Here is a 24,861-nt window from a genome sequence, read left to right as displayed (position 1 = left end):
CGATTCTACCTTGCCTGGGCTGGGGTTATCCACAGGGAGGGACATAAGCATCTACAGCGGTCCGCCTTAACTGTTTGACAAGACAGGGAAAACTTGATGAAATGGTGGGCTTTTCCGAATTCTGTCTGTCAGAAGGTTTCGCAGAAAGCTTGCCCGGGCTCGCTCTATTACCGAGCATTTGTCCGGTTTTTAGCTTTGCTGAATAGGTTGCACGGGAAGAAATTCCCGGTCCAGAGCCCCGTCTGAGCGTTGTTTTTTGCATAAATTGCAAAAGTGCGCCAGATACCCGCTTCTGCTTTTGCAACTTGGAACCCTCCGGGCAGGTCCCTTCTGACTTTTGTTCTTTTTGTGGATCGTCCATGAAACGTACCTACCAACCTTCCGTTACCCGCCGCAAGCGCACCCATGGCTTTCGCGTGCGCATGAAAACCCGCGCTGGCCGCGCCATCCTGAGCGCCCGCCGCGCCAAGGGCCGCAAGCGTCTGGCCGTCTAAGTCCTGGTTTTCCGGTCTTTCCGGAAACCTGACTCCTGCACGGACCGGCCATATTGCAAGACCTCTCGCAATCCTGTTCCGGTTCCGCGCATACGCCTGACCCGCAGTCCATGCCGCGCTCCACGCTTCCTCCAGAGGCGCGGCTGCATCGCCCCTCCGAGTTTGCCGCCGCCCTCAAAGGCCGGCGTCTTGCCCGAGGGGCATTTTTCATTGTGAGCGCAGCTCCCAATGATCTGCCTGCGGGCCAGGAGGCCTGTGCGCGCCTGGGGCTGGTGATTGCCAAACGCTTCGCCCCCCACGCCAGCACACGCAATGCCTTAAAGCGGGTCATTCGTGAAGCTTTCCGCCACCGGCGCCTTGCGCTGCCGGCGAAAGATTACGTCGTGCGCCTGCAAAGCAAGGTCGCTCCGGCCACCCTCACTGCACTGAAACGTGCAGCGCGAGCCGAAGTGGACGCTCACTTTGATCGGATCGCGCGATGATCAAGGCGCTGCTCATTGCCCCCATCCGGTTCTACAGGTTTTTCCTGAGTCCCTGGATAGGCAGGCAGTGCCGTTTTACCCCGACCTGCTCGGCGTACGCGATCGAAGCGATCGAACGTCACGGCGCCTGGCGCGGTTTCTGGCTGGCGGTGCGGCGTATAGGCCGTTGCCACCCGTGGTCTCCGGGCGGGTTGGACCCGGTTCCGCCGTCCAAGGGAACCAATGACGCCCGGTGCTGCTCCCACAGCCACCGCATTGAGCACGATTGACGCTAAACTGGCGGGCTTTGCTGGCCCGTATTCACTTCAGTAGGCACCATGGATATCCGACGAACCGTCCTCTGGATGATTTTTTCCTTTTCGCTGTTGCTCCTTTGGAACAACTGGCAAATCCATAACGGCAAGCCGTCGCTGTTCGGTGCGCCGCCCGCGGCCAGCACGACCGAATCGCCGGCGGCCGCAAACAATGCGACGCCGTCGGTGCCCAGTGCGCCTTCTGCTGCCGCCGGCCCCACTTCCACGGTGCCCGGCGCCGCCGCCCCCGCACCTGCGCGCTCCGAAGAAGTCGTCATCACGACCGACGTTCTGCGCCTGACCTTCGACACGATGGGCGCCCAACTGGTGCGCGCTGAACTGCTGAAGTACCCGGCCACCGGCCAGCCCGACAAGCCCACCGTCCTGCTGGACCGCTCCGCGGGCCTGAACTACGTGGTGCAGACCGGCGTGGTCGGCGCGGCTGCCGGCCAGAGCTTCCCCACCCACCAGACGCCTTTCCGCCTGGTCTCCCAGGAACGCGAACTGACCGGCGACAACCTGGTCGTCACGTTCGAAGGCGAATCCGGCGGCGTCAAGGTCACCAAGACGTTCACGCTGCACCGCGGCCGCTACGACATCGACGTGCGCCATGACCTGGCCAACGTCGGCGCCGCCCCCGTGTCGCCTTCGCTGTACCTGCAGATCGAGCGCGACGGCAACGATCCGGCCGACACGTCCAGCTTCTATCACACGTTCACCGGCTTCGCGGTCTACTCCGAACAGGACAAGTTCCAAAAGAGCACGTTCAGCGACATCGAGAAGAAGAAGGCCAACTACATCAAGCAGGCTGACAACGGCTGGATCGCCGTCGTGCAGCACTACTTCGCCACGGCCTGGGTGCCCCCGCAAGGCAAGCCGCGCACGAACGAACTGCTCGAGGTGCAAAAGAATCTGTACGCCGGCCGCAGCATCGAAGCCGTCGGGGAAATCGCCCCGGGCGCCGCCGCTCGCGTGGATTCCCACCTGTGGGTCGGTCCGCAAGACCAGAAGGCCATGGCCGCGCTCGCGCCGGGCCTGGAACTGGTGGTCGACTACGGCTGGCTGACCATCATCGCCAAGCCGCTGTTCACGCTGATGACCTGGCTGCATTCCATCCTGGGCAACTGGGGCTGGACGATCGTGGCGCTGACCGTCCTGATCAAGGCCGTGTTCTACCCGCTGGCCGCCGCCAGCTACCGCTCGATGGCCCGCATGAAGCAGGTCGCCCCGCGCCTGCAGGCCCTGAAGGAAAAGTACGGCGACGACAAGCAGAAGCTCAATGCGGCCATGATGGAGATGTACCGCACCGAGAAGATCAACCCGTTGGGCGGCTGCCTGCCCATGGTGGTGCAGATCCCGGTGTTCATCTCGCTGTACTGGGTGCTGCTGGCCAGCGTGGAAATGCGCGGCGCGCCGTGGATCCTGTGGGTGCACGACCTGTCCGTCCGCGATCCGTTCTTCATTCTGCCCGCCATCATGATGGCCACCATGTTCCTGCAGATCAAACTGAACCCCACGCCTCCGGATCCCATCCAGGCCAAGGTCATGATGATCATGCCGCTGGTGTTCGGCGGGATGATGTTCTTCTTCCCGGCCGGCCTGGTGCTCTACTGGTGCGTGAACAACATCCTGTCGATCGCACAACAGTGGTCCATCACGCGCGCCATCCAGCGCAAGGCGGAAGTTGCGGCCAATCGCTGATCGCACTTCGAACGCAAAAAAACCGGCCCATTGGGCCGGTTTTTTCTTGCCTGCGCGAAACGCAGCGCGAAGGGTACGCTCAGCATTTTCTATGCCTGAGCGCCGCTTCGATAGTAAATATTTATCGGAGAAGCTAGATCAATCAACTTCACATAGCCCCCCATGGCTCCTATGATGGCTCTGCGCTTGCCGTGCCGGCTGCTTTCCGCCGACGGTTGGCTGCAACGCCACGCGGCCCATCCAGCGGCCCGCGCATCCAGGATTACTAAGGGAGTGTGCCATGACCGACAAGAAGCCTCTGACCACCGCCTCGGGCGCGCCGGTGCCAGACAACAACAACACGCTGACCGCGGGCCCCCGCGGTCCGGCGCTGCTGGAAGATTTCTGGCTGATTGAAAAACTTGCCCACTTCGACCGCGAACGCATCCCCGAACGCGTCGTCCATGCCAAGGGCTCCGGCGCCTACGGCACCTTCACCGTCACGCACGACATCACCCGTTACACCCGCGCGAACATCTTCTCGAAGGTCGGGAAGCAGACCCCCCTGTTCCTGCGCTTTTCGACCGTGGCGGGCGAGCGCGGCGCGGCCGACGCGGAACGTGACGTGCGCGGCTTCGCCATCAAGTTCTACACAGAGGAAGGCAATTGGGACCTGGTGGGCAACAACACGCCGGTGTTCTTCATCCGCGATCCCCTGAAGTTCCCCGACTTTATCCACACCCAGAAGCGCGATCCCAAGACCAACCTGCGCAACGCCACGGCCGCCTGGGACTTCTGGTCCCTGAACCCGGAATCGCTGCACCAGGTCACCACCCTGATGAGCGACCGCGGCATACCCGCGAACCTGCGCCAGCAGCATGGCTTCGGCTCGCACACGTTCAGCTTCATCAACAGCAACAACGAACGCTTCTACGTGAAGTTCCACTTCAAGTCGCAGCAGGGCATCGCCTGTCTGTCTGACGAGGAGGCCGCGCAGGTCGTCGCGCACGACCGCGAAAGCTCCCAGCGCGACCTGTTCAACAACATCGAAGAACGCAACTTCCCGAAGTGGACGCTGAAGGTGCAGATCATGCCCGAGGCGGAGGCCGCAACCTACCACATCAACCCCTTCGACCTGACCAAGGTCTGGCCCCACGGCGACTATCCGCTGATCGAAGTCGGCGTGCTGGAGCTGAACCGCAATCCCGAAAACTACTTCGCGGAAGTCGAGCAGGCCGCCTTCACGCCGGCCAACGTCGTTCCAGGCATCGGCTTCTCGCCGGACAAAATGCTGCAAGGCCGCATCTTTTCCTATGGCGATACCCATCGCTACCGCCTGGGCATCAACCACCACCAGATCCCGGTGAACGCGCCCAAATGCCCGTTCCACAGCTTCCACCGCGACGGGGCGGGGCGCGTGGACGGCAACGCCGGCTCGACGTTGAACTACGAGCCCAACAGCGCGGGTGAATGGAAGGAAACGCCCTCGGCCGCTGAACCGCCCCTGCCGCTCGACGGCCAGGCCGCGGCACGCTGGAACCATCGCGTCGACGACGACTACTACTCGCAGCCGGGCGCCTTGTTCCGCCTGATGACGCCGGCCCAGCAGGAACTGTTGTTCGGCAACATCGGCCGCCACATGGCGGGCGTGCCCGAGGCCATCCAGCGCCGCCAGCTGGACCACTTCCGGAGGGCCGACCCGGCCTATGCCGAAGGCGTCGCCAAGGCGCTGGGATTGAAGCTGTAATCCATCCGGAAGGCAGCCAATGAAAAGGGGCGGCATGATGCCGCCCCTTTTTTATTGGCCGCCCGCGACGAAAGCGTCAGCGCTGCATGCCCCAACGCCGAACCGTGATGCGCTCCAGCGTATCGAACAACAGGTTTTCCACAAGAAGGCCGATGATGACCACGGCGGCCAGGCCAGCGAACACCCGGTCTGTGTATAACTCGTTGCGATTCTGGAAGATGTACCACCCCAGCCCGCCTTTGCCGCTGGACGCGCCGAACACCAGTTCCGCGGCAATCAGCGTGCGCCAGGCAAACGCCCAGCCGATCTTCAGGCCGGCCAGGATGGCAGGCAGGGCCGCCGGCACCAATATCTGCAGCACGTAACGCAATCCGGTCAGTCCGTAGTTGCGTCCGGCCATGCGCAGGGTTTCCGACACACCCAGAAAGCCCGCATACGTATTCAGCGCCAACGCCCACAACACCGAGTGGATCAGCACGAACACCAGGCTGCCTTCGCCCAGGCCGAACCACAACAGCGCCAGCGGCAGCAGGGCGATGGCGGGCAGCGGATTGAACATGGCGGTCAGCGTGGACAGAAGGTCGCGGCCAAAGCGCGTCGACACCGCCAGTGTCGTCAGCACGAAAGCCAGGGCGACCCCGGCTACATAGCCTTGCACCAGCACACGCAGCGACTGCCCGGCGCGGGCCAGCAGCTCGCCGCTGGCGATGCCCTGCACGAACGCCTGGGCGGTCTGCCAGGCGCCGGGCAGCAGCAAATCATTGTCGGTATATCGCGCCGCCAACTCCCATAGCCCGGCCAGCATCGCCAGGATCACCAGCTTGCGCAGGCTGGCGTGCTGCCACAGGCGTTCGTGCCAGGGCAATGGAGTCTCGGCTGCCTGCGGGGGCAGGGGCGCAAGCTCGTACTCGATATCGGGACGGATGACTGCCGCCCCGGCGTGGGTAGTGTTCATGCGCGTCCTCTCAAGCGGCCGCGCGCTCGGCTTGAGCAATCGGCGGGGAATCGAACAACAGATCGTGGATGCGCCGCGACGCCGCCTGGAAAGCGGCGGATCCCTGGCTATGCAGATCGAACCCCTGCGCGTTCAATTCCGCGCGGACGCGACCCGGGTGCGGCGACAGCAGCAAGATGCGGCTGCCCAGCACCAGCGCCTCTTCAATCGAGTGCGTGACGAACAACAGCGTGAAACGCACGTCGTCCCACAGCGTCATCAGCTCTTCCTGCATGCGTCGACGCGTCAGCGCGTCCAGCGCGGCGAAGGGCTCGTCCATCAGCAGCACCCGCGGCTGCATGGCCAGCGCCCGCGCGATGGCCACGCGCTGCTTCATCCCGCCCGACAGGGTATGGGGATAGGCGTCGGCAAACGCCGACAGCCCCACCTTGTCCAGATAGTGCATCGCCCGCTCGTCGGCCTCGCGGCGTTTGAGCTTGCGCGAAGCCACCAGCGGAAACGCAACGTTCTGGCGCAGCGTCTTCCAGGGCGGCAGCTGGTCGAATTCCTGGAACACCACGATGCGGTCGGGCCCCGGCCCCTGCACCGGCTTGCCATCGATGGCGATCCGTCCCTCCGTGGGTTCGATGAATCCGGCAACCGCCTTGAGCAACGTCGATTTCCCGCACCCGGACGGTCCCAGCAGGATGAACCGCTCGGCGCCGTGCACGTCAAAACTGACCTGATGGGTCGCTCGGACGCGCCGTTCGCGCGTCTTATATTCGATCGACACCTTATCCACAGCCAGCAATGGCGTGGCCTTGTCGACGTTATCCACAGGGCTGGCGGTGTGCAGCGCCATGGTCAGCTACCCTGCGCGGTGACGGCGTCGTCAAAGAAATAGTCGCGCCAGCTTGCAGGCGCATTCTTGATCGCGCCCACCTTGTGCATGAACTCGGCCAGCGCGAACGTGTTCTGCGGCTCAAGCTTGAACTGCACGTCGGGATTCTTGATGACCTTGATCAGGAAATCGCGGTCCTGCTTGGCGCCGGTGACGCGCAGATAGATGTCCGCGGCCTTTTCGGGATTGGCGGACGCAAAGCTGGCCGCCTCCTTCAGCGCTTCCTGGAAGGCCTTGTACGTCTTGGGATTCTCGCGCCGGAATTTTTCGGTGGCGAACAGCACGGTGGACGAACTGGGGCCGCCCAGCACGTCGTACGAATTGAGCACGATGCGGGCCTTGGGATTTTCGGCCAGCTCCTGTTCCTGGAAGGGCGGGTTGCCGAAATGACCCGTGATCTCCGTGCCGCCGGCAATGATCGCCGCCGCTGCGTCGGGGTGCGGCAGCGCCACCGAAATCTTGTCCAGCTTGTTGAACTGCGCATCACCCCACAGCTTGGCGGATGCCAGCTGCAGCACGCGCGATTGCACGGACACACCCACTGCCGGCACGGCAATGCGATCCTTCTCCGTGAAATCGGCGATCGTCTTCACATTGGGATTGTTGGTCACCAGGTAATAGGGAAAATTGCCCAGCGACGCCACGCCTTTCACATTCTGCTTGCCGTGCGTCCGATCCCAGATGGTCAGAAGCGGTCCGACGCCCGCCCCCGCGATATCCACAGCGCCGGACAGCAACGCATCGTTCACGGCGGATCCGCCCGACAGTTTGGCCCACTCAACCGAGATATCCACACCCTCGGCCTTGCCGTGCTTTTCGATCAGTTGCTGGTCGCGCGCCACGTTCAACAGCAGATACACAATGCCGTATTGCTCGGCAATGCGGATGCGGCCTTCGGCCATCGCCGGCGTGGGCGAGGCCAGCGCGAGCACCGCAAGAATCAGCGCCAGGCCGGCGCCCGTGGCGGTCCGGACCAGTCGATCCCGTAGCGTGGAAGACAAACTCATGGCGTTCCTTGTGGATAAGTCGTGATGACGGTCGACGGGTGCAATCTCAGAAGGGCGTGTCGCCTTCGATCGTCGTGCGGTAGAGCTTGCGTCGCAGGTGGTCGGGCGTGCCGCCAGCCAGATGGATCAGCGATCGGTTGTCCCAGAACACCAGATCGTGCGGCTGCCATTTGTGGCGATAGACGTGCTCGGGCCGAACGCTGTGGGCAAAGAGTTCGCTCAGCAAGGCGCGGCTTTCGTCATCCGGCAGGCCTTCGATCCGCGTCGTGAAGCCTTCGCTCACGAAGAGTGCGCGGCGCCCGTTTTCCGGATGCGTGCGCACCACCGGATGCACCACTTCCTGCACCTGCGCGATCTGCTGCGCGCTCAGGTTGGGGCGCCAGTTCCCTTCCTTTTGCAGCTGTCCGTACTGCGCCAGATAGGAATGCACGCCGCGCTTGCCCTCGATCGCGTTTTTCAGCGCAGCCGGCAGCGTGTCGTACGCAAGATGCATGTTCGCGAACAAGGTGTCGCCGCCCTCAGCGGGCAATTCCTGTGCGTGCAGCAGGGACCCCAGGCTGGGCAGTTCCTTGTACGAGATGTCCGAATGCCAGTACTTGCCGGCGTCACCCAGGCCGATCGGCTTGCCGTCTTCCACGATGTTGGACACGGTCAGGATCTCGGGATGGCCCGGCAGGTGAAATTGATGCAGTACGTGGATCATCAGGCGTCCGAAACGCCTGCTGAAATCGATGTGCTGTTGCGGCGTGATGCGCTGGTCGCGGAACACCAGCAGATGATGGTCCAGGTGCGCCTTGTGGACGCGCGCGAAATCGGCGGGAGTCAACTCGCGGGACAGGTCCAGGCCCGTGATCTCGGCGCCCAGGGGGCCGGGCAGGGGACGCACGTCGAAGGACTGCGCCTGGGGCAGGGGGGCGGCGTGCGTTTCGCGCCGCAAGGCATTGCTCTGGGACATCGATCGCTCCGGTTCGCCTTGCGGCATTGCAGGAACGATCGATTATGAAAAACGCGCCATCTATCTCAAACGAAGTTATCGGCGTTTGATCAAAGCTTTACGTCATATAGCAGGAAGCCGCGGGGAGCCTCCCGCGGCTTCATGAGCCCTTGCATATAAGCAAATAGCGAATCGGTCCTTACCGGGCGGGCATGAATGCTTCCACCAGCTTTACCCAATACGTGGCGCCCACCGGCAACAACGCGTCATTGAAGTCGTAGTTCGGGTTGTGCAGCTGGCAAGGTCCCATGCCGTGATAGCTTTCCATGCGATGGTCGCCATCGCCATTGCCCAGGAACAGGTACGAACCGGGAATGGCTTCCAGGAAGAACGAAAAGTCTTCGGCGCCCATGAAGGGCGGCATGTCGCGCAGCACGTTCTCGGCGCCGAATGCATCTTCCGCGACCTTGGCGGCAAAGGCGGTTTCATTTTCCCAGTTCACGAGCGGCGGATAGGCCCGAACGAAGTCCAGTTCGCCCGTGCCGCCATAGACTTGCGGCAGCGTGGTCGCGATGCGGCGCATGTCCGCCTCGATCTTGTCCAGTGTTTCCACCGAGTACGTGCGCACCGTGCCGCGCAGCACGGCTTCGCCCGGGATGACGTTGTAAGCATCGCCCGCGTGAATCTGCGTGATGGAAAGCACCGCCTGCTCCAGCGGATTCTTGCTGCGCGAAATGACCGTCTGCAGCGCATGCACCATGTCGGCCGCGACGATGATCGGGTCCACCGACGCGTGGGGCTGGGCGGCGTGGCCGCCAACGCCCTTGATCACGATGTCCCAACGGTTGCTGGAAGCCATGGTGGGACCGGACCGGAAGCCGAATTGGTTCACGGGCATGCCAGGCATGTTGTGGATGCCGAACACGGCATCGCAAGGAAACTTGTCGAACAGCCCGTCCTGCATCATGGCCCGCGCGCCCGCATTGCCGCCTTCTTCGGCCGGCTGGAAAATGAACACGATGGTGCCGTCGAAATTGCGATGCGTGGACAGGTATTGCGCGGCGCCCAGCAGCATCGTGGTGTGCCCATCATGCCCGCAGCCATGCATGCGCCCGCTGATCGTCGACTTGTGAGCGAAACGGTTGTGCTCCGGCATGGGCAGCGCGTCCATGTCGGCGCGCAGGCCTATCGTCTTTGTGCCGCTGCCCGCGCGCAAGACGCCGACCACGCCGGTTTTCCCCAGCCCGGTGTGGACTTCCAGTCCCCAGCTGCGCAGACGCTCCGCCACCAGGTTCGAGGTGCGCGTTTCCTGGAACGCCAGTTCGGGATGCGCGTGGATATCGCGGCGCAACGCGGTGAGATCGCCGTGCACGCGTTCGATTTCGGCTATGGTTTTCATGGCTGTGGATAAGCTGTGTAGGTTGATGGATTGCGCACGCTTGAATGGCCTGCTGGTGCAGGAATTCTCGCGCCGCCCCCGGTTCCGCGTCCAGCCCTTTTTCGGCGCAGGCTCAGGCGGAGTCGTTCAAATGGCATGCACTGTACTGGCCCGGCGCGATTTCGCGCAGCAGAGGACGTTCTATCTTGCAGCGCGGCATGGCATGGGGACAACGCGGGTGGAATGCGCAGCCGCTGGGAGGATCCAGGGGGGAGGGCAGCTCGCCCTTGATGGGCTGATAGGCGCGGCGCCCCGGCACCAGCGACGGCAACTCCTTAAGCAGCGCCTGGGTATAGGGATGATTGGCGCGCGTGAAAACCGTGTCCGTCGCCGCCAGCTCCACGATGCGTCCCAGATACATGATCGCGACGCGATCCGATATGTGGCTGACCACGCCCAGATTGTGGCTGATGAACAGATAGGTCAGGTCCAGGTCTGCGCGCAGGCGTTCGAACAGATTCAGCACCTGCGCCTGGATCGACACGTCCAGCGCCGCCACGGCCTCGTCGCAGACGATGACCGAAGGCTTCAACGCCAGGGCCCGTGCAATGCCGATGCGCTGCCGCTGGCCGCCGGAAAATTGATGGGGATAGCGCTGCGCGAAGCTCGGGTCCAGCCCCACCTGTCGCATCAGCCCGGCCACGTACTCCGCCTTGTCGCGCGACCGGACCAGGCCATGCGCGGCGGGCGCCTCGCCGATGATCTCGCGCACGCGCATGCGCGGATTCAAGGACGCATACGGGTCCTGGAAGATCATCTGCACACCCAGTTCGTAGGCGCGCCTATCCGGGCCTTTCATGGCGTGCACGGCCTCGCCCCGGTAATGCACTTCGCCGGCGGTGGGCGGCAGAATGCCGGAGACGATGCGGCCCAGCGTGGATTTTCCGCAGCCCGATTCACCCACGATGCCGATCACTTCGCCAGGCCTGACCGACAAGTCCACGCCTGCGACTGCATGCACGACCTGGGTTTTCAGCCCGGCCCCCAGCAGGTTCGCAATGCGGCCGGCCAGGTCCACCGGCTGCACGAAGCGCAGCTCGACCCCGCGCAAGGCAAGGATGGGAGTGGGGTTGTGCTCCACTGCGCTCATTTAGCGTCAGGCTCCCCAGCATGCCAGCAGCGCACCCATTGCGCCGGGCGGACTTCCACGGGCTTCGGCTCGATCAGACAGGCGTCCGTCGCGCGCGGACAGCGACCGCGGAACGCGCAGCCCTGTGGAAGATTCAACAGTGACGGCGTCATGCCCGGGATCGGCACCAGCGGCTTGCCGCGCGATTGCGGTGTGGGAATGGAAGCGATAAGACCATGCGTGTACGGATGCATCGGATGGCTGATCACCGCTTCTGTCGTGCCCGTTTCCACGATGCGTCCCGCGTACATCACCGACACACGGTCGGCCAGTCCCGCCACGACGGCCAGATCGTGCGTGATCCAGATCAGGCCGGTGCCCGTTTCGCGACAGAGCTTCTGAACTTCAAAAAGAATCTGGCCCTGAATGGTGACGTCCAGCGCCGTCGTAGGCTCGTCCGCAATGATGAGGCTTGGCGAATTGAGCAGCGCGATGGCGATCGCTACTCTTTGGCGCATGCCGCCTGAAAGCTGGTGCGGATAGGACCTCAGGCGTTCCTCGGGCGCGGGAATGCCGACCATCGTCAAGGTCTGCAACGCCCGCTGGCGCGCCTGTTCGCGCGATGCGGCGCTGTGCGCCTGCACCGCCTCGATCATCTGGGTATCGACGCGCAGCACGGGGTTCAGCGTCATCATCGGGTCCTGGAAGATCATGGCGATCTCCTTCCCCCGGATCTGGCGCCAACGCGCGGGCGAGGCTGCGCGCAGGTCCTCGCCATTGAACAGGAGCCGGCCATCCACGATGCGCCCCGGCGCATCCAGAAGTCCCATCAGCGAAAAACCGGTAATGCTTTTGCCTGACCCGGATTCCCCGACCAGCCCCAGGATTTCGCCTTGCGCCAGGTCGAGATCCACGCCATCGACGGCCTTCACCACGCCATTGCGCGTGAAGAAATGCGTCTTCAGCCCCAGCACCTCCAGCAACGGCCGGGACGCGGGCATGGCGGGTCTTTCCGCTTGTGTCAGCATCGCGCCCTCAGTTCGCATGCCGCGGGTTGAGCACATCGCGCAGATGGTCGCCCACCAGGTTGATGGCGATGATGGCCAGCGCCAGCGCGATGCCGGGAAAGAAGGAAATCCAGTACTGGCCGGACAGCAAGTACTCAAAACCGTTGTAGATCAGCATGCCCAGCGACGGCTCGGTCACCGGCACGCCCACTCCAAGAAATGACAGCGTGGCCTCCAGTGCGATCGCATGCGCCAGATCGATCGTGGCGATCACGATGAGCGGCGGCATGCAGTTGGGCAACACGTGGCGAAACAACACGCGAGACCACGATAGCGACATACAGCGCGCCGCCTCTACATATTCCTTGCCGCGCTCCACCAGCGCCGCGCCCCGCGCCGCCCGCGCAAAATAGGCCCATTGCACGACGATCAGCGCGATGATCACTTTATCCACACCCTTGCCCAGGATGGCCAGCAGCATCAGCGCCACCAGGATCGCGGGGAACGAAAGCTGGATATCCACAACCCGCATCAGCAGCGCATCGATGCGTCCGCCGAAGTAGGCGGCGATCAACCCCACGGTGGCGCCGATTCCAAAGGCGGTCAGCACTGAAACCGTCGCAACCATGAGGCTGGTGCGCATGCCATAGAGAATGGCGGAAAACAGGTCCCGCGCCTGGCCGTCGGTGCCCAGCCAGTGCCGCATGGAACCATCACCGCTTTCGCTGCCCGGTTTGAGCTTCGAATCCATGATGTCCAAGCTTGCCAGGTCATATGGGTTCTGCGGTGCGATCCAGGGGGCCAGAAGTGCGGCCCCGACGATCGCGATCAGCATCACAAGGCCCAGCGTGGCCAGCTTGCTGGCAAAGAAATCCGACACGAACCGCCGCCAGGGCGATTGTTCCTTCGTGGGGGCGGACGACGCAGCGGCGGCGGGCGTATTCATCGGCGGCTATCCAGTCGTACGCGGGGATCGAGCACCGTATAGATGATGTCCACCACGAGGTTCAACATGACCAGGAAGAAAACGATCAGCAGCAGATAAGCCACCACCACCGGCCGGTCCAGGTTGATGATGGAATCGATCAGCAGCTTGCCCATTCCGGGCCAGGAAAACACGGTCTCCGTCACGACGGCGAACGCCATCACCTGGCCGAACTCAAGGCCTGCGACAGTCACCACCGGAATCAGGATGTTCTTGAGCAGATGCACGCCCAGCACGCGCTTTTCCGACAGCCCCTTGGCGCGCGCGAACTTGATGTAGTCCATGGGCAGCGCCTCGCGCGTCGCGGCCCGCGTGACGCGGATGATCATTGCGCACTTGGCGATTGCGATGGTGGCGGCAGGCAACGCTAGGCTCCGCCAGCCCTCGAACGTCAGCACGCTCAATTGCAGGGAACCGATGCTGACAGTCGCGCCGCGCCCCCCGGCAGGCACCCACCCCAGCATCACCGCGAACACCATGATGAGCATCAGGCCGACCCAGAAATTGGGCAGCGAAAAGCCCAACACGGAACCCGTCATGATTGCGCGCGACCCGGCAGCCACCGGTTTCAAGCCCGCAAGAATTCCCAGTGGCACGCCGATCAGCACCGACAGCAGCATGGCCACACAGGCGAGCTCGACCGTGGCCGGCATGCGCTCCAGGATCAGATGCATGGCCGGTTCGCCAGTCAGGAAGCTGTTGCCGAAATCCCCGCGCACGGCCTGGCTCATGAAGATCAGGTACTGGCGCCACAAAGGCTGGTCCAACCCCAGCGACGCGCTGATCGCGGCCCGCTGCGCTTCGGTGGCTTCCGGGCTGGCCAGCATCGACACCGGATCGCCGACCATATAGATGCCGGCGAAGACCAACGCCGACATGACGAGCATGACGACGATGGTCTGCAACAGCCTTCTGACGATGGTTGCAAGCACGAGATATCGCCCGCTGCGCGCTTACTTCTTCAGCGTTGCGTTCTGCGCCAGCGTGACCTGGTCGGGACGACCCTGATATCGGATGTCGTTCTTCATGGCCCATACCGACAGCTCGAAATGGACGGGCAGCATCGCGAAATCATCCATGGCAATGTTGCTGGCGTTGGCCAGCAGCTCGGCGCGCTTGGCGTCATCCATGGTGGCGGACGCTTCCTTCACCAGATCGTCCATCTTGGGATTGGAGTAGCGGCTGCGGTTGGTGGTGCCCTGGCCCGCTTCCGGATTGCGCGTCATCAGCAAGGAGGTCAGCGCATTGGACATTTCACCACTGGTCACGGACCAGCCCGCCAGATAAGCCGAGAAAGAATAGCTGTCGCGGTTCTTGAAGAACACCGGGGGCGCCATGGCGTCCACGCTGGTCTTCACGCCCACACGCGTCCACATCGATGCGATCGCCTGCGCCACCTTGGAATCATTGACGTAGCGGCCAGACGGAGAACCCAGCGTGATCGAAAATCCGTTGGGATAGCCCGCTTCCTTCAGCAACGCCTTGGCCTTTTCGACATTGGCCTTGGGCGCCTTGGAGTGCTCCTTGCTGGATCCGAACATCGGATACGGCAACAGGTTGCCCGCCGGCAGCGCCACGCCGCCCATCACACGCTCAACCAGGGCGTCGCGGTTGATGGCCAGCGACAGCGCCTCCCGCACGCGCTTGTCTTTCATCGGGTTCTTGTCGGTGCCCTGGACGCCGGGCGAGGGCTCCGCATACTGATCCAGCGCCACGTACACCACGCGCACCGACGGCGTTTCCTCGACAAAGAGTTTCTTGTCGGACTTGAGCTTGGGAAGGTCGTCGGTGGGAGGATCTTCGATCATGTCGACGTCACCCGCCAGCAGCGCGGCCACGCGGGCGGCGGCATTGCTGATGGGGCGGTAGACCACCCGATCCCATTCCGGCTTCTTGCCCCAGTAATTGTCGTTGCGCGCCAGCACGAATTCGGCGCCGCGCTTCCAGGACACGAACTTGTAAGGCCCGGTGCCGATCAGGCCGTCGCCGCTGTTCAGTTCCGTCGTCGTCTTGCCTTCCGCCGCGGGGCCGGAAGCCGCCTTCTTCGACATGATCGGCAACTGCGCCAAATTCACCAGCAGATTCGGCGCGACATCCTTGGTGGTGATCCGGATGGTCATCGGGTCGACAGCTTCGGTCTTCGCCACGGAGCCCAGGTACAGCGTGAACGGCGACGGGCTGTTCGGCACCTTCGGCACGCGGTCATACGTGAATACGACGTCTTCGGCGGTAAAGGGCGTGCCGTCCGAAAATTTCACGTTCGGACGCAGCTTGAATGTCCAGACCTTGCCGTCCACGGTCCAGGATTCCGCCAACGAAGGCTGCGGCTTGAGCTGCGCGTCGGTGGCGACGAGCGTGTCGAAGATGGTCTGGGAGATCTGCGTGTTGGGCGTCAACGCGTGGTATTGCGGATCCATTGAAGACGGTTCGGTCTTCAGGCCAATCACCAGGTCGCGAGCCATGGCCGAACTGAACGCGCCACAGGCCAGCACTACCGCGGCTGCGCCGCAGGCCAAGACACGCGAAAACCGAGATGCCATTGTGATCTCCCAGAGTTGTTTCGGGTTTTGAACCTCCGGGCCACAGTAACCAGCAAACAACGCGCCGCGCAACAGTTATATTCCCCTATTGTCCTAGCATCGCCATCCCTCCGTTATGTCCGCCCACGCCCCCATTGCCGCCATTGCCACCGCCCCTGGAAGAGGTGGCATCGGCGTCGTGCGCATATCTGGCGCGGACTTGTCCGGACTGGCGCGGCGCTTGTTCCAGCGCGACCTGACGCCGCGTCACGCGCACTATCTGCCTTTCAAGTCCACGGAAGGCGAATTGCTGGACGAAGGCCTCGCCATCTACTTTCAGGCGCCGCATTCCTACACCGGCGAAGACGTGCTTGAACTGCAGGGCCATGGCGGCCCGGCCGTGCTGCGGCGCGTGCTGGACAGCTGTCTGGCCGCCGGCCGGGACCTGGGCCTCAGGCTGGCCGAACCCGGCGAATTCACCCGCCGCGCCTTCCTGAACGATCGCATGGACCTTGCTCAGGCTGAAGCCGTCGCCGATCTGATCGAAGCCTCGTCGGTCGCGGCCGCGCGCGGCGCGATGGCCTCCCTGTCTGGCGAATTCTCGTCGCGGGTCAACGATCTGTCCGACCGCATCATCCATTTGCGCATGCTGGTAGAGGCGACGCTGGATTTCCCGGAAGAAGAGATCGATTTCCTCGAAAAGTACCAGGCCCGTCCCACACTGGACGCGTTGACTTCCGACCTTGGCGCGTTGATCGCGCAAGCCCGCCAGGGCGTGATCCTGCGCGAAGGACTTCACGTCGTGCTTGCCGGCCAGCCCAATGTGGGCAAGTCCAGCCTTCTGAATGCCCTGGCCGGCGACGACATCGCCATCGTCACGCCCATCGCCGGCACTACACGCGACAAAGTCGTGCAGGAAATCCACATCGATGGCGTTCCCTTGCATATTGTCGACACGGCCGGCCTGCGTGAAACGGAAGACACCGTCGAAAGCATCGGTATCGCGCGCACCTGGCAGGAAATCGAACGGGCTGACGTCATCCTGCACCTGCAGGACGCCACCCAGCCGGGCGACGAACTCGACGCCCAGATCACCGCGCGCCTGCCGGCCAGAACGCCGGTGCTCAAGGTTTTCAACAAAGTCGATTTGCTGCCTGCGCCGTTTGCCGGCGGCCCCGGCGAACTGGGTATTTCGGCCAAGCGCGGGGGCGGACTGGATCAGCTCCGGGCGGAATTGCTGCGCATCGCAGGCTGGAATCCTGGCGCCGAGTCGCCGTGGCTGGCGCGCGAGCGACATCTGCATGCATTGCAGGATGCGGCCGAACACCTGGAACTGGCCGGCGCGCACGCCAGCCAGGACGACCGGGTGCTGGACCTGTTCGCCGAAGAGCTGCGGCTGGCGCATGACAGCCTGTCCAGCATCACCGGCAAGTTCACCAGCGACGATTTGCTGGGCGAGATCTTCTCCAGTTTCTGCATCGGCAAATAGGAAGAGGGCGCGCCGCCGTGAATACGAAACCCGCCCCCCATCGTATCCGGCCCGCGACTTCCCGCGATGTGGCCCACATCGAACGCATCGTTCGCGAGGCCTACTCGCCCTATATCGCGCGTAACGGCGCCACGCCCGGTCCTATGCGCGACGACTATCCGGCTCGCGTGGCGCAGGGTGCGGTTTACGTGCTGGAATCGGACGGCGTCATCCAGGGGCTGACCGTGCTGATTCCCGAACCCGACGCGGGCTGCATGCTGTTGGACAACATTGCGGTTTCACCGTCGGCGCAGGGCAACGGCTTTGGCCGGGCGTTGCTCGACTGGGCCGAAGAGATTTCCCGGAAGGCAGGTTTTTCAAGTATCCGGCTCTACACGCAGGAAGTGATGGTTGAGAACATCGCCATCTATATGCGGCACGGTTACGTCGAAACCCATCGCGCCACGGAGATCGGTCTCAATCGGGTATTCATGCAAAAACCCCTTGAATAAGGGACTTTCCAGCATTTCAGACGCACATTCAGACACCTTCCGACCGCGCCTTATTCGCTCGTTCAACTACACGAGCATTTACTCATATTTTTGAACGAACGTCTTTCAGGTCGGTCATTCTTCTTGCCATCCGGTTGCTTGCCAGCGATTTCGCGTACACCGATTCCGGCCGTATGCGCTGCGCGATGACATACCCCGTCATGCAGGCAAGCATCAACGGCAACATGACCTCATAGCTCAGCGTCATTTCGAAAATCATCAGAATCGACATCAGCGGCGCGTGGGTGGTTGCCGCCAGCAGCGCCCCCATGCCCACGACGGCGTAACTCGACACCGCCGACAGGCTGCCCGCCGGAAATAGCCCCTGCAACGCGTTCCCATACAACGCGCCCAGCGCGGCGCCCACGAAAAGCGTCGGCGTGAAGACGCCGCCCAGAGCGCCCGACCCGACGCTGGCCGCGGTGGCCAGAACCTTGAGAAACAGGATGGCCGCGATGGCCTGCCACGCCCATTGCGTATGCAGCATGCTGTTCACGACGCTATACCCGTTGCCCCAAACGGCGGGATTCAGCACGGACAGTGCGCCGACGATCAGCCCGCCCAAAGCCATCCTGGCCCAGAGCCGGAACGGCAGCCGCCGAAATGCCGCGCGGGACAGATCCAGGAATCGCAGGAATTGGGGCGCGACCAGGCCGGCGATCAAACCCAGTCCCTGGTAATTGACGACCTCCCACCCGGACACGAAATCGAAATGGGGCATATGAAAGACCGCGTCATAGTGCAGCACTTGCCGGGTGACGATATTGGCAACCACGGAAGCCACGGCCAGGGGAACCAGGGTGGCCGTTGAAATGACGCCGTAGACGATTTCCGAAATGAAAAGCGCACCCGCGATGGGTGCGTTATAGGCGGCCGTAATGCCCGCCGTCGCCCCGCAGGCCACCAGCAGCCTCAGATGTCTGGGCGGCAACACCAGATAACGGCCCGTCAGCGAGGAACACATGGCCGCCAGTTGCACCATCGGGCCTTCACGCCCAATGGATGCGCCGGACCCGATCGAAAAAATGGACGACAGGCTGCGGGCAACGGTCTGGCGAAAGCCGATGACGCCACGACCGATCGAAATGGCTTCCATATAGTCGGCGGCGCCGCGTCGAGGCAGCCATCTGGTGGCGGACTGCAGGATGACGCCCGCAATCGCGCCTCCCACGGCCGGCATCAGGAAACGTTGCCAGGCGTCCAGTCCGCGAGCGAGCGACACCATGCCTTGCGGGATATCCCCACCGCTGAGCACCATTTGCGTCCAGCCCAACAGCTCGCGGAACACCACCGTCGCCAGGGCGCCCAGCACGCCTATCACGCCTACGGCGCACAGCGTGACTGTCAGATTTTCAGCCAAAAGGGCGCTTCTTGCCCGCCTGGCCCAGGCGGGTTTCCGGATTTTCAAGTCCTTGTCCATGGCCGAATTCTACGGCGAATTCTGCTCACTTTTTGTTCAGTCCCCTGTAATGAAAGCCTGAACATCTCCCCCCGAATGGCCACTCTCGCCAGCGCCTCACAGGCCCGTTTTACCCCTCTGGAGAGGCAAAAAACTCGGGTGCCGCCAAGCCAATTTTCGGAGTAAAAGTGCGCTTTTCAGGGTCCGATTGCCAGAAAGGGCCTGTGGATAACTCCTAAGCAGCGCGCTTGTGCACATGTTGTGGAGGCATGTTGAACAAGCAGGGGTTTCAGACAGGGTCCAAAATCTTGTCCAACTTCAACTTTTTTCCCACACAGAGTTCTTGCACAGGCAAAAACGGCTGCAAGGTGATGAAAAAAAAGAGGTTTTCAAGGTTAAGGTAGTTATCCACAGCCCTTATTAATCATTAGTCTTTATATAAAGAGAAATAAAGGAAAAGCCAAACATGCTTTCCTATCCCGCCCATCCACCGCCCCCCGGACTGCGTCCATGCGTATCCTCCTGATCGAAGATGAAGCTGAACTTGCCCGTTGGCTTTCAAGAAGCCTGGCCAGACATGCTGGCTTTGTCGTTGAGTGGGCTGATGACGGATTGATCGCCGAAAGAAGACTTGCCGTCGAAGAATTCGATGCGGTCATCCTGGATCTCGGACTTCCGGGCATGGATGGCCATACTTTGCTGGCGAAGATTCGCGCGCGGGACGACCGTACGCCGGTGCTGGTCTTGACCGCGCGCGATTCCCTGGCCGAGAGAATCGGAACACTTCACGAAGGAGCGGACGATTTCCTGCCAAAACCCTTTGTTGTGGAAGAGTTGGAAGCGCGACTGATTGCGCTCATCCGACGAAGCCGGGGACGCGAACACCCTCGGCTGGCTCTTGGAAACCTGGTTTTCGAAACTTCCGCGCAAAAATTCACGGTCGACGGACAGCCTTTGCAGTTATCCCCACGTGAACATGCGGTGCTTCGGGTCTTGATCCAGAAAAGCGGGGAACCCATCAACAAGCAGCAAATCCTCGACCGGATCCTGACGGACGATGCGGACATCAACCTGGAAGCCATCGAAGTCCTGGTTCACCGGCTACGTAAAAAATTGGCGGAAACCGGTGTGCAGATCGTGACCATGCGGGGCATGGGCTACTGCCTGGAGAACCTTGTTGACAACTAGAAGTTCGGAAAAAAACTCGGTTTTCGCGGGAAAAAAGCGCAGCCGGACCCTGAAAGCGCAGTTGCTCTGGTGGCTGATCCCCACCTTGGTTCTGGTGATGATGGGCGCGCTGTGGCTGTCGAACCACCAACTGCGCAACCAGGTCGACATTGCGTACGACAGATCCCTTTCCGGAGCACTGCGCGCCATCGACCACAACATATCCACAGCCAGCGGTGGATTAGCCATGGAACAGCCGTACCTGATGCTGGAATTTTTCGAACTGACGGCCAATGGAAGCGTGTTCTACCGGGTGGCGACGGAGGACGGGCTGGCTGAAATTGGCCATCCCGACCTGCCGCTGCCTGAACAACCCCTGGTTTCCGGGGAACCGCGTTTTTTCGACGCGACCTACCAGGGCACGCCGGTACGTCTTGCGGCGCTGGCGCGCCCCATGGATCCTCCGCTGTATGCCAACAAAGGGGGACGGGTTATCGTGCAGGTCGCCGAAGGCCTGGAAAGCCGCCAGGCGTTTCTCCACAAGGCGCTGGTGCGCTCGGTAGAGCGCGATCTGGCCGTGATCCTGATCAGCGTCCTGGTGATCGTTTTGGGCGTTATCATGGCCTTGCGCCCCCTGGAGCGGCTGCGCCAAGAGGTCAAAAGCCGGTCTGCAGACGATTTAAGCCCCGTCAGCGCGTCCGAGATGCCAGGAGAGGTCCTACCCCTCGTTGCGGCGGTAAACCTCCACATGGCCCGTTTTGCGGCCTTGGGGAGGGTGCAAAGCCAGTTCCTGGATGACGCATCGCATCAGTTGCGCACGCCGTTGTCGGTTTTGCGGACCCAGACGGCCTATGCCTTGCGCGAAACAGACCCCCAGGAGGTCCGTACAGCCCTTCAGGCGATGCAAGAAGGCTTGGACAGGGCCGTACGCACCACCAACCAGATGCTCGCTCTGGCGCGCGCTAAAGACGCCTCGCTGGCCGAAGGCGGATTCACCCCGGAGCCGGTAGACCTCGTGGACCTGGCCGACGGGGTGATCCGCACCCTGTTGCCCAACGCTCGCGCCCGGCAGCTGGACATCGGCCTGGAGGCGGACAATCGTCCCGTGGCGGTCAGCGGCGCCGAGTGGCTGCTGCGCGAGGCGGTCAGCAACCTGGTGGACAACGCCATCCGGTACGCATCGCCGGGCGGCGTGGTGACGGTCCGGATCGGATCGACTCCCGATGAAGCCCGTTTGGCCGTGGAAGACGACGGGCCCGGCATGTCGGAAGAGGATATTGCCCGGGCATGTGTCCGATTTCGCCGGGGAGCGGCGGGGAAGAACACCTCCGGCGCCGGGCTGGGGCTTGCGATCGTAGGCACCATTGCCGAAATCCTGGGTGCGCGTCTGGTGCTGGAGAACCGGGCAGGGCAACCAGGCCTGCGTGCCGCATTGGTGTTTTCCCTGAAATAGCGCCGTGATGCTGCGCCGCGTCACGAAAACGACGGCAATTGAAAGCTAACGGAAAGGTTCGGTTTTGTACGGTGGCGTCCACTGGTGCTGCCGACGCGCAATCCGTGCCCGATCGATGCTGCCAGCCATACCAAGACCTAGAAATTCTGGAGACGCAAGAATGCAGACGAGCCTGAAGCTGCGCATTGCCGCCGTGGCGGCGCTTGGCGCGATTACCCTGTCCTTCGGAGTGGCCCGCGCCGCCGACGAACCCCGCCGCCCGGAGTGCATTGCACCGGCACAGCCAGGTGGGGGTTTTGACCTGACGTGCCGCCTGGCCACCGAAGGCCTCAAACAAAGCGGGGCGCTCAAGAACACCATGCGCATCGTCTACATGCCCGGTGGCATCGGCGCCGTCGCGTACAACAACATCGTTGCGCAGCATCCAAACGAACCCGGCACCATCGTCGCGTTCTCCGGTGGGTCGCTGCTCAACCTGGCGCAGGGCAAGTTCGGCAAGTACAACGTCAATGACGTGCGTTGGCTGGCCGCCATCGGCACGGACTACGGCGTGGCCGTGGTGCGCAATGACTCCCCCTATACCGACCTGAAGGGCCTGATGGACGCCTTCAAGCAGGATCCCACCAAGATCGTGCTTGGCGCGGGCGGCACCGTGGGCAGCCAGGACTGGATGAAGGCAGCGCTGACCGCCAAGGCAGCCGGCGTCGATTTCAAGAAAATGCGCTTCGTGGCGTTCGAGGGCGGCGGCGAGGCCGTGACGGCATTGCGCGGTGGCCATATCCAGGCCTACATGGGCGATGCGGCCGAGGCATTCACGATGCTGGAAGGCGGCGCGCCCATTCGCGTGCTGGCCGTATTCAACGACCAGCGGCTGCCGGGCAAGCTGGGCACGGTGCCCACGGCCAAGGAACAGGGCTACGACATCGTCTGGCCCATCATTCGCGGCTTCTACGTGGGACCCAAGGTTTCCGATACCGACTACCAGTTCTGGGTCGACGCGTTCAACAAGACGACGGCCGCCCCCGAGTTCGAAAAGCTGCGCCAGCAACAAGGCCTGTTCCCGTTCAACAAGACCGGGCCCGAGCTGGACGCCTACGTGAAGAACCAGGTCAAGCAGTACGGCGAACTCGCCGACACGTTCGGCCTGATCAAAAAGTAAGCCGGCCGCCCCCGGCCAACCCCACCCGATCGCGCGCCCGAAAGGGAATGCCCGCCGCCAGTCTTGCCGGCGGCGGGGCGTGACGCGCCGCGCGATCCGACTACTACGGAAACCTGGATCATGAATGATCGAATCCTGGGCATTGCCGCCCTGGCGCTTGCCGTCTTCATGACGGCCGCCGGCTGGAGCATCGAGGCGCCATTCGCCTATGAACCTGTCGGGCCGCGCGCCTTTCCCCTGCTGGTTGCGCTGATCATCGGCCTGTGCGGCCTGTGGCTGGTCTACAAGGGCGGGCACGCCGTCGAGGCGAATCCCGCGGGCGCAAATGGCCGCATCGCGTTGATGGTGGTGTTCGTCACGGCGTATGCCTTCCTGTTCCAGTGGTTGGGCTTTGTGATCGCCACATCCCTGATGACGGTCTTCGTGGGCCGCCTGTTCGGTGGTAGCTGGGTCAAGTGCGCCATCGGCGGCGTCGTCATGAGCCTTTTCTTTTTCGTGCTGTTCGACAAGGTGCTGGACGTGGTCCTGCCCGGCGGACTGCTGGAGAACCTGATATGAGCGGCATTCTCGATCATCTGTCGATTGGCTTTGGCGTTGCCTTTTCGCTCACGAATCTTCTGGTCGCGGCCATTGGTTCTTTCATCGGAACCATGGTGGGCGTGTTGCCGGGCCTGGGCCCCGTCAATGGCGTGGCGATGCTGATTCCCATCGCATTCGCGATGAACCTGCCGCCGGAGACGGCGCTCATCCTGCTGGCCGCCGTGTACGTAGGGGCGGAGTACGGTGGCCGCATCACTGCCATTCTGTTGAACGTGCCGGGCGAGGCCAGCGCGATCATGACGACGCTGGACGGCTATCCGCTGGCCCGCCAGGGGCTCGCGAACGTCGCACTGTCGCTCTCGGCGTGGTCTGCGTTTTTCGGCGCGATCGTATCTGTCGTGGGCATCATCCTGCTGGCGCCGATGCTCGCGAAATGGGCGCTTGCCTTCGGTCCGGCCGAGTACTTCGTGCTGATGATTTTTGCGTTCTGCTGCCTGACCAGTTTGTTGGGCAAACAACCCGTGAAGGGAGTGTTGGCGGCCATGATCGGGTTGTCGATCTCGGTCGTGGGCGTCGATGCCAATTCGGGCGTCTATCGCTATACCTTCGAATCCGTGCACTTGGCCGATGGCATTGATTTCGTCGTCGTCGTGATCGCCTTGTTCGCGGTCAGCGAGATGCTGGAAATGCTTGAGAAGGTGATGGCCGGCCACAGCGTCGAGGTCAAGCCCAGCGGCCGCAAACTGTTCAACCTGAAAGAGTTGGCGTACACGTGGTGGAGCGTCGTGCGCAGCGCGTTGGTGGGCTTCGGCGTGGGCGTGCTGCCGGGCGCGGGCGCCAGCGTCGCGGCGGCAGTGGCGTATTCGCAGGAAAAACGCATCATCGAAGCCAAGGATCCGGAAGCGAAGTTCGGCAAGGGCGACATGCGCGGACTGGTTGCGCCGGAAGCCGCCGCAACCGCCTCGGCGATCGGCTCCTTCGTGCCGATGCTGACGCTGGGCGTGCCGGGCTCGGGCACTACGGCAGTGATGATGGGAGCATTGACGCTCTACAACATCACGCCGGGTCCGGTGCTGTTCGACACCAAGCCGGAACTTGTCTGGGGCTTGATCGCCTCGCTGTTCGTGGCCAACGTCCTGCTGTTCGTGATGAACGTGCCGCTGGTGCGGTTCTTTTCAAAGGTGCTGTCGGTGCCGGGGTGGCTGATGGTTCCGGGCATTCTTTGCATCAGCTACATCGGGGTCTATGCGATCAACGCCGGTACGTTCGATCTTCTGCTGGTTGCAGGCATCGGAACCCTGGGATATTTCCTGCGCAAGTTCGGCGTGCCGATGGCGCCGCTGGTGCTGGGCGTGGTGCTGGGCAACATGATGGAGCAGAACCTGCGCCGCGCACTGTCCATGACTGACGGCGACGTCGGTGTGCTGTTCGCCAGCCCGGTGTCGATCGCATTGTGGTCGGGGGCGGCAGCGGTGGTGATCGTGCCGCAGCTTCTGCGCCGGTTGCGCGCTGCAAGAAAGGTTGCCGCTGGTCCGGTTTGATGACGCGCGGATCGAAACGCCGGAGGGCGTTCGGTCGGGGATGTAGTCCAAGCCGGAACTTGAAGGGGCGCCATTTGGCGCCCCTTTTTTTTA

General features: G+C 62.7%; 24 protein-coding genes. 12 read left to right on the top strand and 12 right to left on the bottom strand.

Annotated features, from left to right (window positions below):
- Positions 1-25: 25 nt before the first annotated feature.
- Positions 26-361, bottom strand: coding sequence for a hypothetical protein (locus RT614_RS23905; protein WP_313624652.1), 336 nt, complete (start codon positions 359-361; stop codon positions 26-28).
- Here RT614_RS23905 and rpmH point away from each other — a divergent pair.
- The 5 genes from rpmH (at position 360) to RT614_RS23880 (ending at position 4,696) form a co-directional block, all read left to right on the top strand.
- Entirely contained in the window at positions 360-494 is a 135-nt protein-coding gene (rpmH, locus tag RT614_RS23900) for a 50S ribosomal protein L34 (protein ID WP_006228069.1), read from the top strand. The genes RT614_RS23905 and rpmH overlap by 2 nt on opposite strands.
- A gap of 110 nt (positions 495-604) precedes the next feature.
- Positions 605-976: a ribonuclease P protein component gene (locus tag RT614_RS23895; protein WP_313624651.1), complete on the top strand. Its 372-nt coding sequence runs from the start codon at positions 605-607 to the stop codon at positions 974-976.
- Complete coding sequence (gene yidD, locus RT614_RS23890) at positions 973-1,245, top strand: membrane protein insertion efficiency factor YidD (protein ID WP_313624650.1); 273 nt, start codon at positions 973-975, stop codon at positions 1,243-1,245. The genes RT614_RS23895 and yidD overlap by 4 nt, the downstream gene beginning before the upstream one ends.
- A gap of 48 nt (positions 1,246-1,293) precedes the next feature.
- On the top strand, positions 1,294-2,970 hold the full coding sequence (gene yidC / locus RT614_RS23885) for a membrane protein insertase YidC (RefSeq protein ID WP_313624649.1): 1,677 nt from the start codon (positions 1,294-1,296) through the stop codon (positions 2,968-2,970).
- Positions 2,971-3,250: 280 nt separating this feature from the next.
- Positions 3,251-4,696 (top strand): catalase, encoded by a 1,446-nt coding sequence (locus tag RT614_RS23880; protein ID WP_313624648.1) that lies wholly within the window; start codon positions 3,251-3,253, stop codon positions 4,694-4,696.
- A gap of 76 nt (positions 4,697-4,772) precedes the next feature.
- Here the strand turns inward: RT614_RS23880 and RT614_RS23875 are convergent, their stop codons facing one another.
- The 10 genes from RT614_RS23875 to RT614_RS23830 all read right to left on the bottom strand — a co-directional run bounded on the left by RT614_RS23875 (position 4,773) and on the right by RT614_RS23830 (position 15,511).
- A complete protein-coding gene (locus tag RT614_RS23875) occupies positions 4,773-5,651 on the bottom strand; it encodes an ABC transporter permease (RefSeq protein WP_313624647.1) in 879 nt (292 codons plus the stop codon).
- 10 nt (positions 5,652-5,661) lie between these two features.
- Positions 5,662-6,492: an ABC transporter ATP-binding protein gene (locus tag RT614_RS23870; protein WP_313624646.1), complete on the bottom strand. Its 831-nt coding sequence runs from the start codon at positions 6,490-6,492 to the stop codon at positions 5,662-5,664.
- 2 nt (positions 6,493-6,494) lie between these two features.
- Positions 6,495-7,538 carry an ABC transporter substrate-binding protein gene (locus RT614_RS23865; RefSeq protein ID WP_313624645.1) on the bottom strand — a complete coding sequence of 348 codons (1,044 nt, stop codon included), beginning with the start codon at positions 7,536-7,538 and terminating at the stop codon, positions 6,495-6,497.
- 46 nt (positions 7,539-7,584) lie between these two features.
- Positions 7,585-8,493 (bottom strand): TauD/TfdA family dioxygenase, encoded by a 909-nt coding sequence (locus RT614_RS23860; RefSeq protein WP_313624644.1) that lies wholly within the window; start codon positions 8,491-8,493, stop codon positions 7,585-7,587.
- A 178-nt stretch (positions 8,494-8,671) separates the two neighbouring features.
- A complete protein-coding gene (locus tag RT614_RS23855) occupies positions 8,672-9,871 on the bottom strand; it encodes a M20 aminoacylase family protein (protein ID WP_313624643.1) in 1,200 nt (399 codons plus the stop codon).
- Positions 9,872-9,983: 112 nt separating this feature from the next.
- Positions 9,984-11,000: an oligopeptide/dipeptide ABC transporter ATP-binding protein gene (locus RT614_RS23850; protein WP_313624642.1), complete on the bottom strand. Its 1,017-nt coding sequence runs from the start codon at positions 10,998-11,000 to the stop codon at positions 9,984-9,986.
- Positions 10,997-11,980, bottom strand: a complete 984-nt coding sequence (locus tag RT614_RS23845) for an ABC transporter ATP-binding protein (protein ID WP_313624641.1) — start codon at positions 11,978-11,980, stop codon at positions 10,997-10,999. Before RT614_RS23845 ends, RT614_RS23850 begins: the two co-directional genes overlap by 4 nt.
- Positions 11,981-12,014: 34 nt before the next feature.
- On the bottom strand, positions 12,015-12,932 hold the full coding sequence (locus RT614_RS23840) for an ABC transporter permease (RefSeq protein ID WP_313624640.1): 918 nt from the start codon (positions 12,930-12,932) through the stop codon (positions 12,015-12,017).
- On the bottom strand, positions 12,929-13,903 hold the full coding sequence (locus tag RT614_RS23835; RefSeq protein ID WP_313624639.1) for an ABC transporter permease: 975 nt from the start codon (positions 13,901-13,903) through the stop codon (positions 12,929-12,931). The genes RT614_RS23840 and RT614_RS23835 overlap by 4 nt, the downstream gene beginning before the upstream one ends.
- 21 nt (positions 13,904-13,924) lie before the next feature.
- Complete coding sequence (locus RT614_RS23830) at positions 13,925-15,511, bottom strand: ABC transporter substrate-binding protein (RefSeq protein WP_313624638.1); 1,587 nt, start codon at positions 15,509-15,511, stop codon at positions 13,925-13,927.
- 115 nt (positions 15,512-15,626) lie between these two features.
- Here RT614_RS23830 and mnmE point away from each other — a divergent pair, with 115 nt between their 5' ends.
- Together mnmE and RT614_RS23820 are read left to right on the top strand one after the other, a co-directional pair.
- Positions 15,627-16,979: a tRNA uridine-5-carboxymethylaminomethyl(34) synthesis GTPase MnmE gene (gene mnmE / locus RT614_RS23825; RefSeq protein WP_313624637.1), complete on the top strand. Its 1,353-nt coding sequence runs from the start codon at positions 15,627-15,629 to the stop codon at positions 16,977-16,979.
- Between the two features lie 68 nt (positions 16,980-17,047).
- On the top strand, positions 17,048-17,470 hold the full coding sequence (locus RT614_RS23820; RefSeq protein ID WP_313624636.1) for a GNAT family N-acetyltransferase: 423 nt from the start codon (positions 17,048-17,050) through the stop codon (positions 17,468-17,470).
- Positions 17,471-17,552: 82 nt separating this feature from the next.
- On the opposite strand, the gene RT614_RS23815 is transcribed toward RT614_RS23820, so the two are convergent.
- Complete coding sequence (locus tag RT614_RS23815) at positions 17,553-18,929, bottom strand: ClcB-like voltage-gated chloride channel protein (protein ID WP_313624635.1); 1,377 nt, start codon at positions 18,927-18,929, stop codon at positions 17,553-17,555.
- Between the two features lie 489 nt (positions 18,930-19,418).
- On the opposite strand from RT614_RS23815, the gene RT614_RS23810 reads away from it, so the two are divergent.
- From RT614_RS23810 to RT614_RS23790, 5 genes are all read left to right on the top strand, one after another.
- Positions 19,419-20,096 carry a response regulator gene (locus RT614_RS23810; protein ID WP_313624634.1) on the top strand — a complete coding sequence of 226 codons (678 nt, stop codon included), beginning with the start codon at positions 19,419-19,421 and terminating at the stop codon, positions 20,094-20,096.
- Positions 20,086-21,528, top strand: a complete 1,443-nt coding sequence (locus RT614_RS23805; protein ID WP_409558515.1) for a sensor histidine kinase — start codon at positions 20,086-20,088, stop codon at positions 21,526-21,528. Before RT614_RS23810 ends, RT614_RS23805 begins: the two co-directional genes overlap by 11 nt.
- Positions 21,529-21,688: 160 nt before the next feature.
- Positions 21,689-22,687, top strand: coding sequence for a tripartite tricarboxylate transporter substrate binding protein (locus RT614_RS23800; protein WP_313624633.1), 999 nt, complete (start codon positions 21,689-21,691; stop codon positions 22,685-22,687).
- A gap of 120 nt (positions 22,688-22,807) precedes the next feature.
- Positions 22,808-23,245 (top strand): tripartite tricarboxylate transporter TctB family protein, encoded by a 438-nt coding sequence (locus RT614_RS23795; protein WP_313624632.1) that lies wholly within the window; start codon positions 22,808-22,810, stop codon positions 23,243-23,245.
- The gene (locus tag RT614_RS23790; protein WP_313624631.1) at positions 23,242-24,768 is read left to right on the top strand and encodes a tripartite tricarboxylate transporter permease; all 1,527 of its coding nucleotides are present in this window, start codon (positions 23,242-23,244) and stop codon (positions 24,766-24,768) included. The genes RT614_RS23795 and RT614_RS23790 overlap by 4 nt, the downstream gene beginning before the upstream one ends.
- Positions 24,769-24,861 lie beyond the last annotated feature (93 nt).

Source organism: Achromobacter sp. (genome assembly GCF_032102605.1).
GTDB lineage: Bacteria > Pseudomonadota > Gammaproteobacteria > Burkholderiales > Burkholderiaceae_B > Achromobacter.
Note: the sequence above shows the minus strand (reverse complement) of the source record. Positions and strands in the feature narration are given on the sequence as shown.

What these genes read in the sequence shown, in the direction of transcription:
- RT614_RS23860 (WP_313624644.1), bottom strand. Translation starts at nt 8,493, where the DNA reads ATGTCCCAGAGCAATGCCTTGCGGCGCGAAACGCACGCCGCCCCCCTG.
- RT614_RS23830 (WP_313624638.1), bottom strand. Translation starts at nt 15,511, where the DNA reads ATGGCATCTCGGTTTTCGCGTGTCTTGGCCTGCGGCGCAGCCGCGGTA.
- RT614_RS23875 (WP_313624647.1), bottom strand. Translation starts at nt 5,651, where the DNA reads ATGAACACTACCCACGCCGGGGCGGCAGTCATCCGTCCCGATATCGAG.
- RT614_RS23815 (WP_313624635.1), bottom strand. Translation starts at nt 18,929, where the DNA reads ATGGACAAGGACTTGAAAATCCGGAAACCCGCCTGGGCCAGGCGGGCA.
- yidC (WP_313624649.1), top strand. Translation starts at nt 1,294, where the DNA reads ATGGATATCCGACGAACCGTCCTCTGGATGATTTTTTCCTTTTCGCTG.
- mnmE (WP_313624637.1), top strand. Translation starts at nt 15,627, where the DNA reads ATGTCCGCCCACGCCCCCATTGCCGCCATTGCCACCGCCCCTGGAAGA.
- rpmH (WP_006228069.1), top strand. Translation starts at nt 360, where the DNA reads ATGAAACGTACCTACCAACCTTCCGTTACCCGCCGCAAGCGCACCCAT.
- RT614_RS23850 (WP_313624642.1), bottom strand. Translation starts at nt 11,000, where the DNA reads ATGAGCGCAGTGGAGCACAACCCCACTCCCATCCTTGCCTTGCGCGGG.
- yidD (WP_313624650.1), top strand. Translation starts at nt 973, where the DNA reads ATGATCAAGGCGCTGCTCATTGCCCCCATCCGGTTCTACAGGTTTTTC.
- RT614_RS23800 (WP_313624633.1), top strand. Translation starts at nt 21,689, where the DNA reads ATGCAGACGAGCCTGAAGCTGCGCATTGCCGCCGTGGCGGCGCTTGGC.
- RT614_RS23880 (WP_313624648.1), top strand. Translation starts at nt 3,251, where the DNA reads ATGACCGACAAGAAGCCTCTGACCACCGCCTCGGGCGCGCCGGTGCCA.
- RT614_RS23790 (WP_313624631.1), top strand. Translation starts at nt 23,242, where the DNA reads ATGAGCGGCATTCTCGATCATCTGTCGATTGGCTTTGGCGTTGCCTTT.
- RT614_RS23905 (WP_313624652.1), bottom strand. Translation starts at nt 361, where the DNA reads ATGGACGATCCACAAAAAGAACAAAAGTCAGAAGGGACCTGCCCGGAG.
- RT614_RS23840 (WP_313624640.1), bottom strand. Translation starts at nt 12,932, where the DNA reads ATGAATACGCCCGCCGCCGCTGCGTCGTCCGCCCCCACGAAGGAACAA.
- RT614_RS23810 (WP_313624634.1), top strand. Translation starts at nt 19,419, where the DNA reads ATGCGTATCCTCCTGATCGAAGATGAAGCTGAACTTGCCCGTTGGCTT.
- RT614_RS23865 (WP_313624645.1), bottom strand. Translation starts at nt 7,538, where the DNA reads ATGAGTTTGTCTTCCACGCTACGGGATCGACTGGTCCGGACCGCCACG.
- RT614_RS23870 (WP_313624646.1), bottom strand. Translation starts at nt 6,492, where the DNA reads ATGGCGCTGCACACCGCCAGCCCTGTGGATAACGTCGACAAGGCCACG.
- RT614_RS23855 (WP_313624643.1), bottom strand. Translation starts at nt 9,871, where the DNA reads ATGAAAACCATAGCCGAAATCGAACGCGTGCACGGCGATCTCACCGCG.
- RT614_RS23795 (WP_313624632.1), top strand. Translation starts at nt 22,808, where the DNA reads ATGAATGATCGAATCCTGGGCATTGCCGCCCTGGCGCTTGCCGTCTTC.
- RT614_RS23895 (WP_313624651.1), top strand. Translation starts at nt 605, where the DNA reads ATGCCGCGCTCCACGCTTCCTCCAGAGGCGCGGCTGCATCGCCCCTCC.
- RT614_RS23845 (WP_313624641.1), bottom strand. Translation starts at nt 11,980, where the DNA reads ATGCCCGCGTCCCGGCCGTTGCTGGAGGTGCTGGGGCTGAAGACGCAT.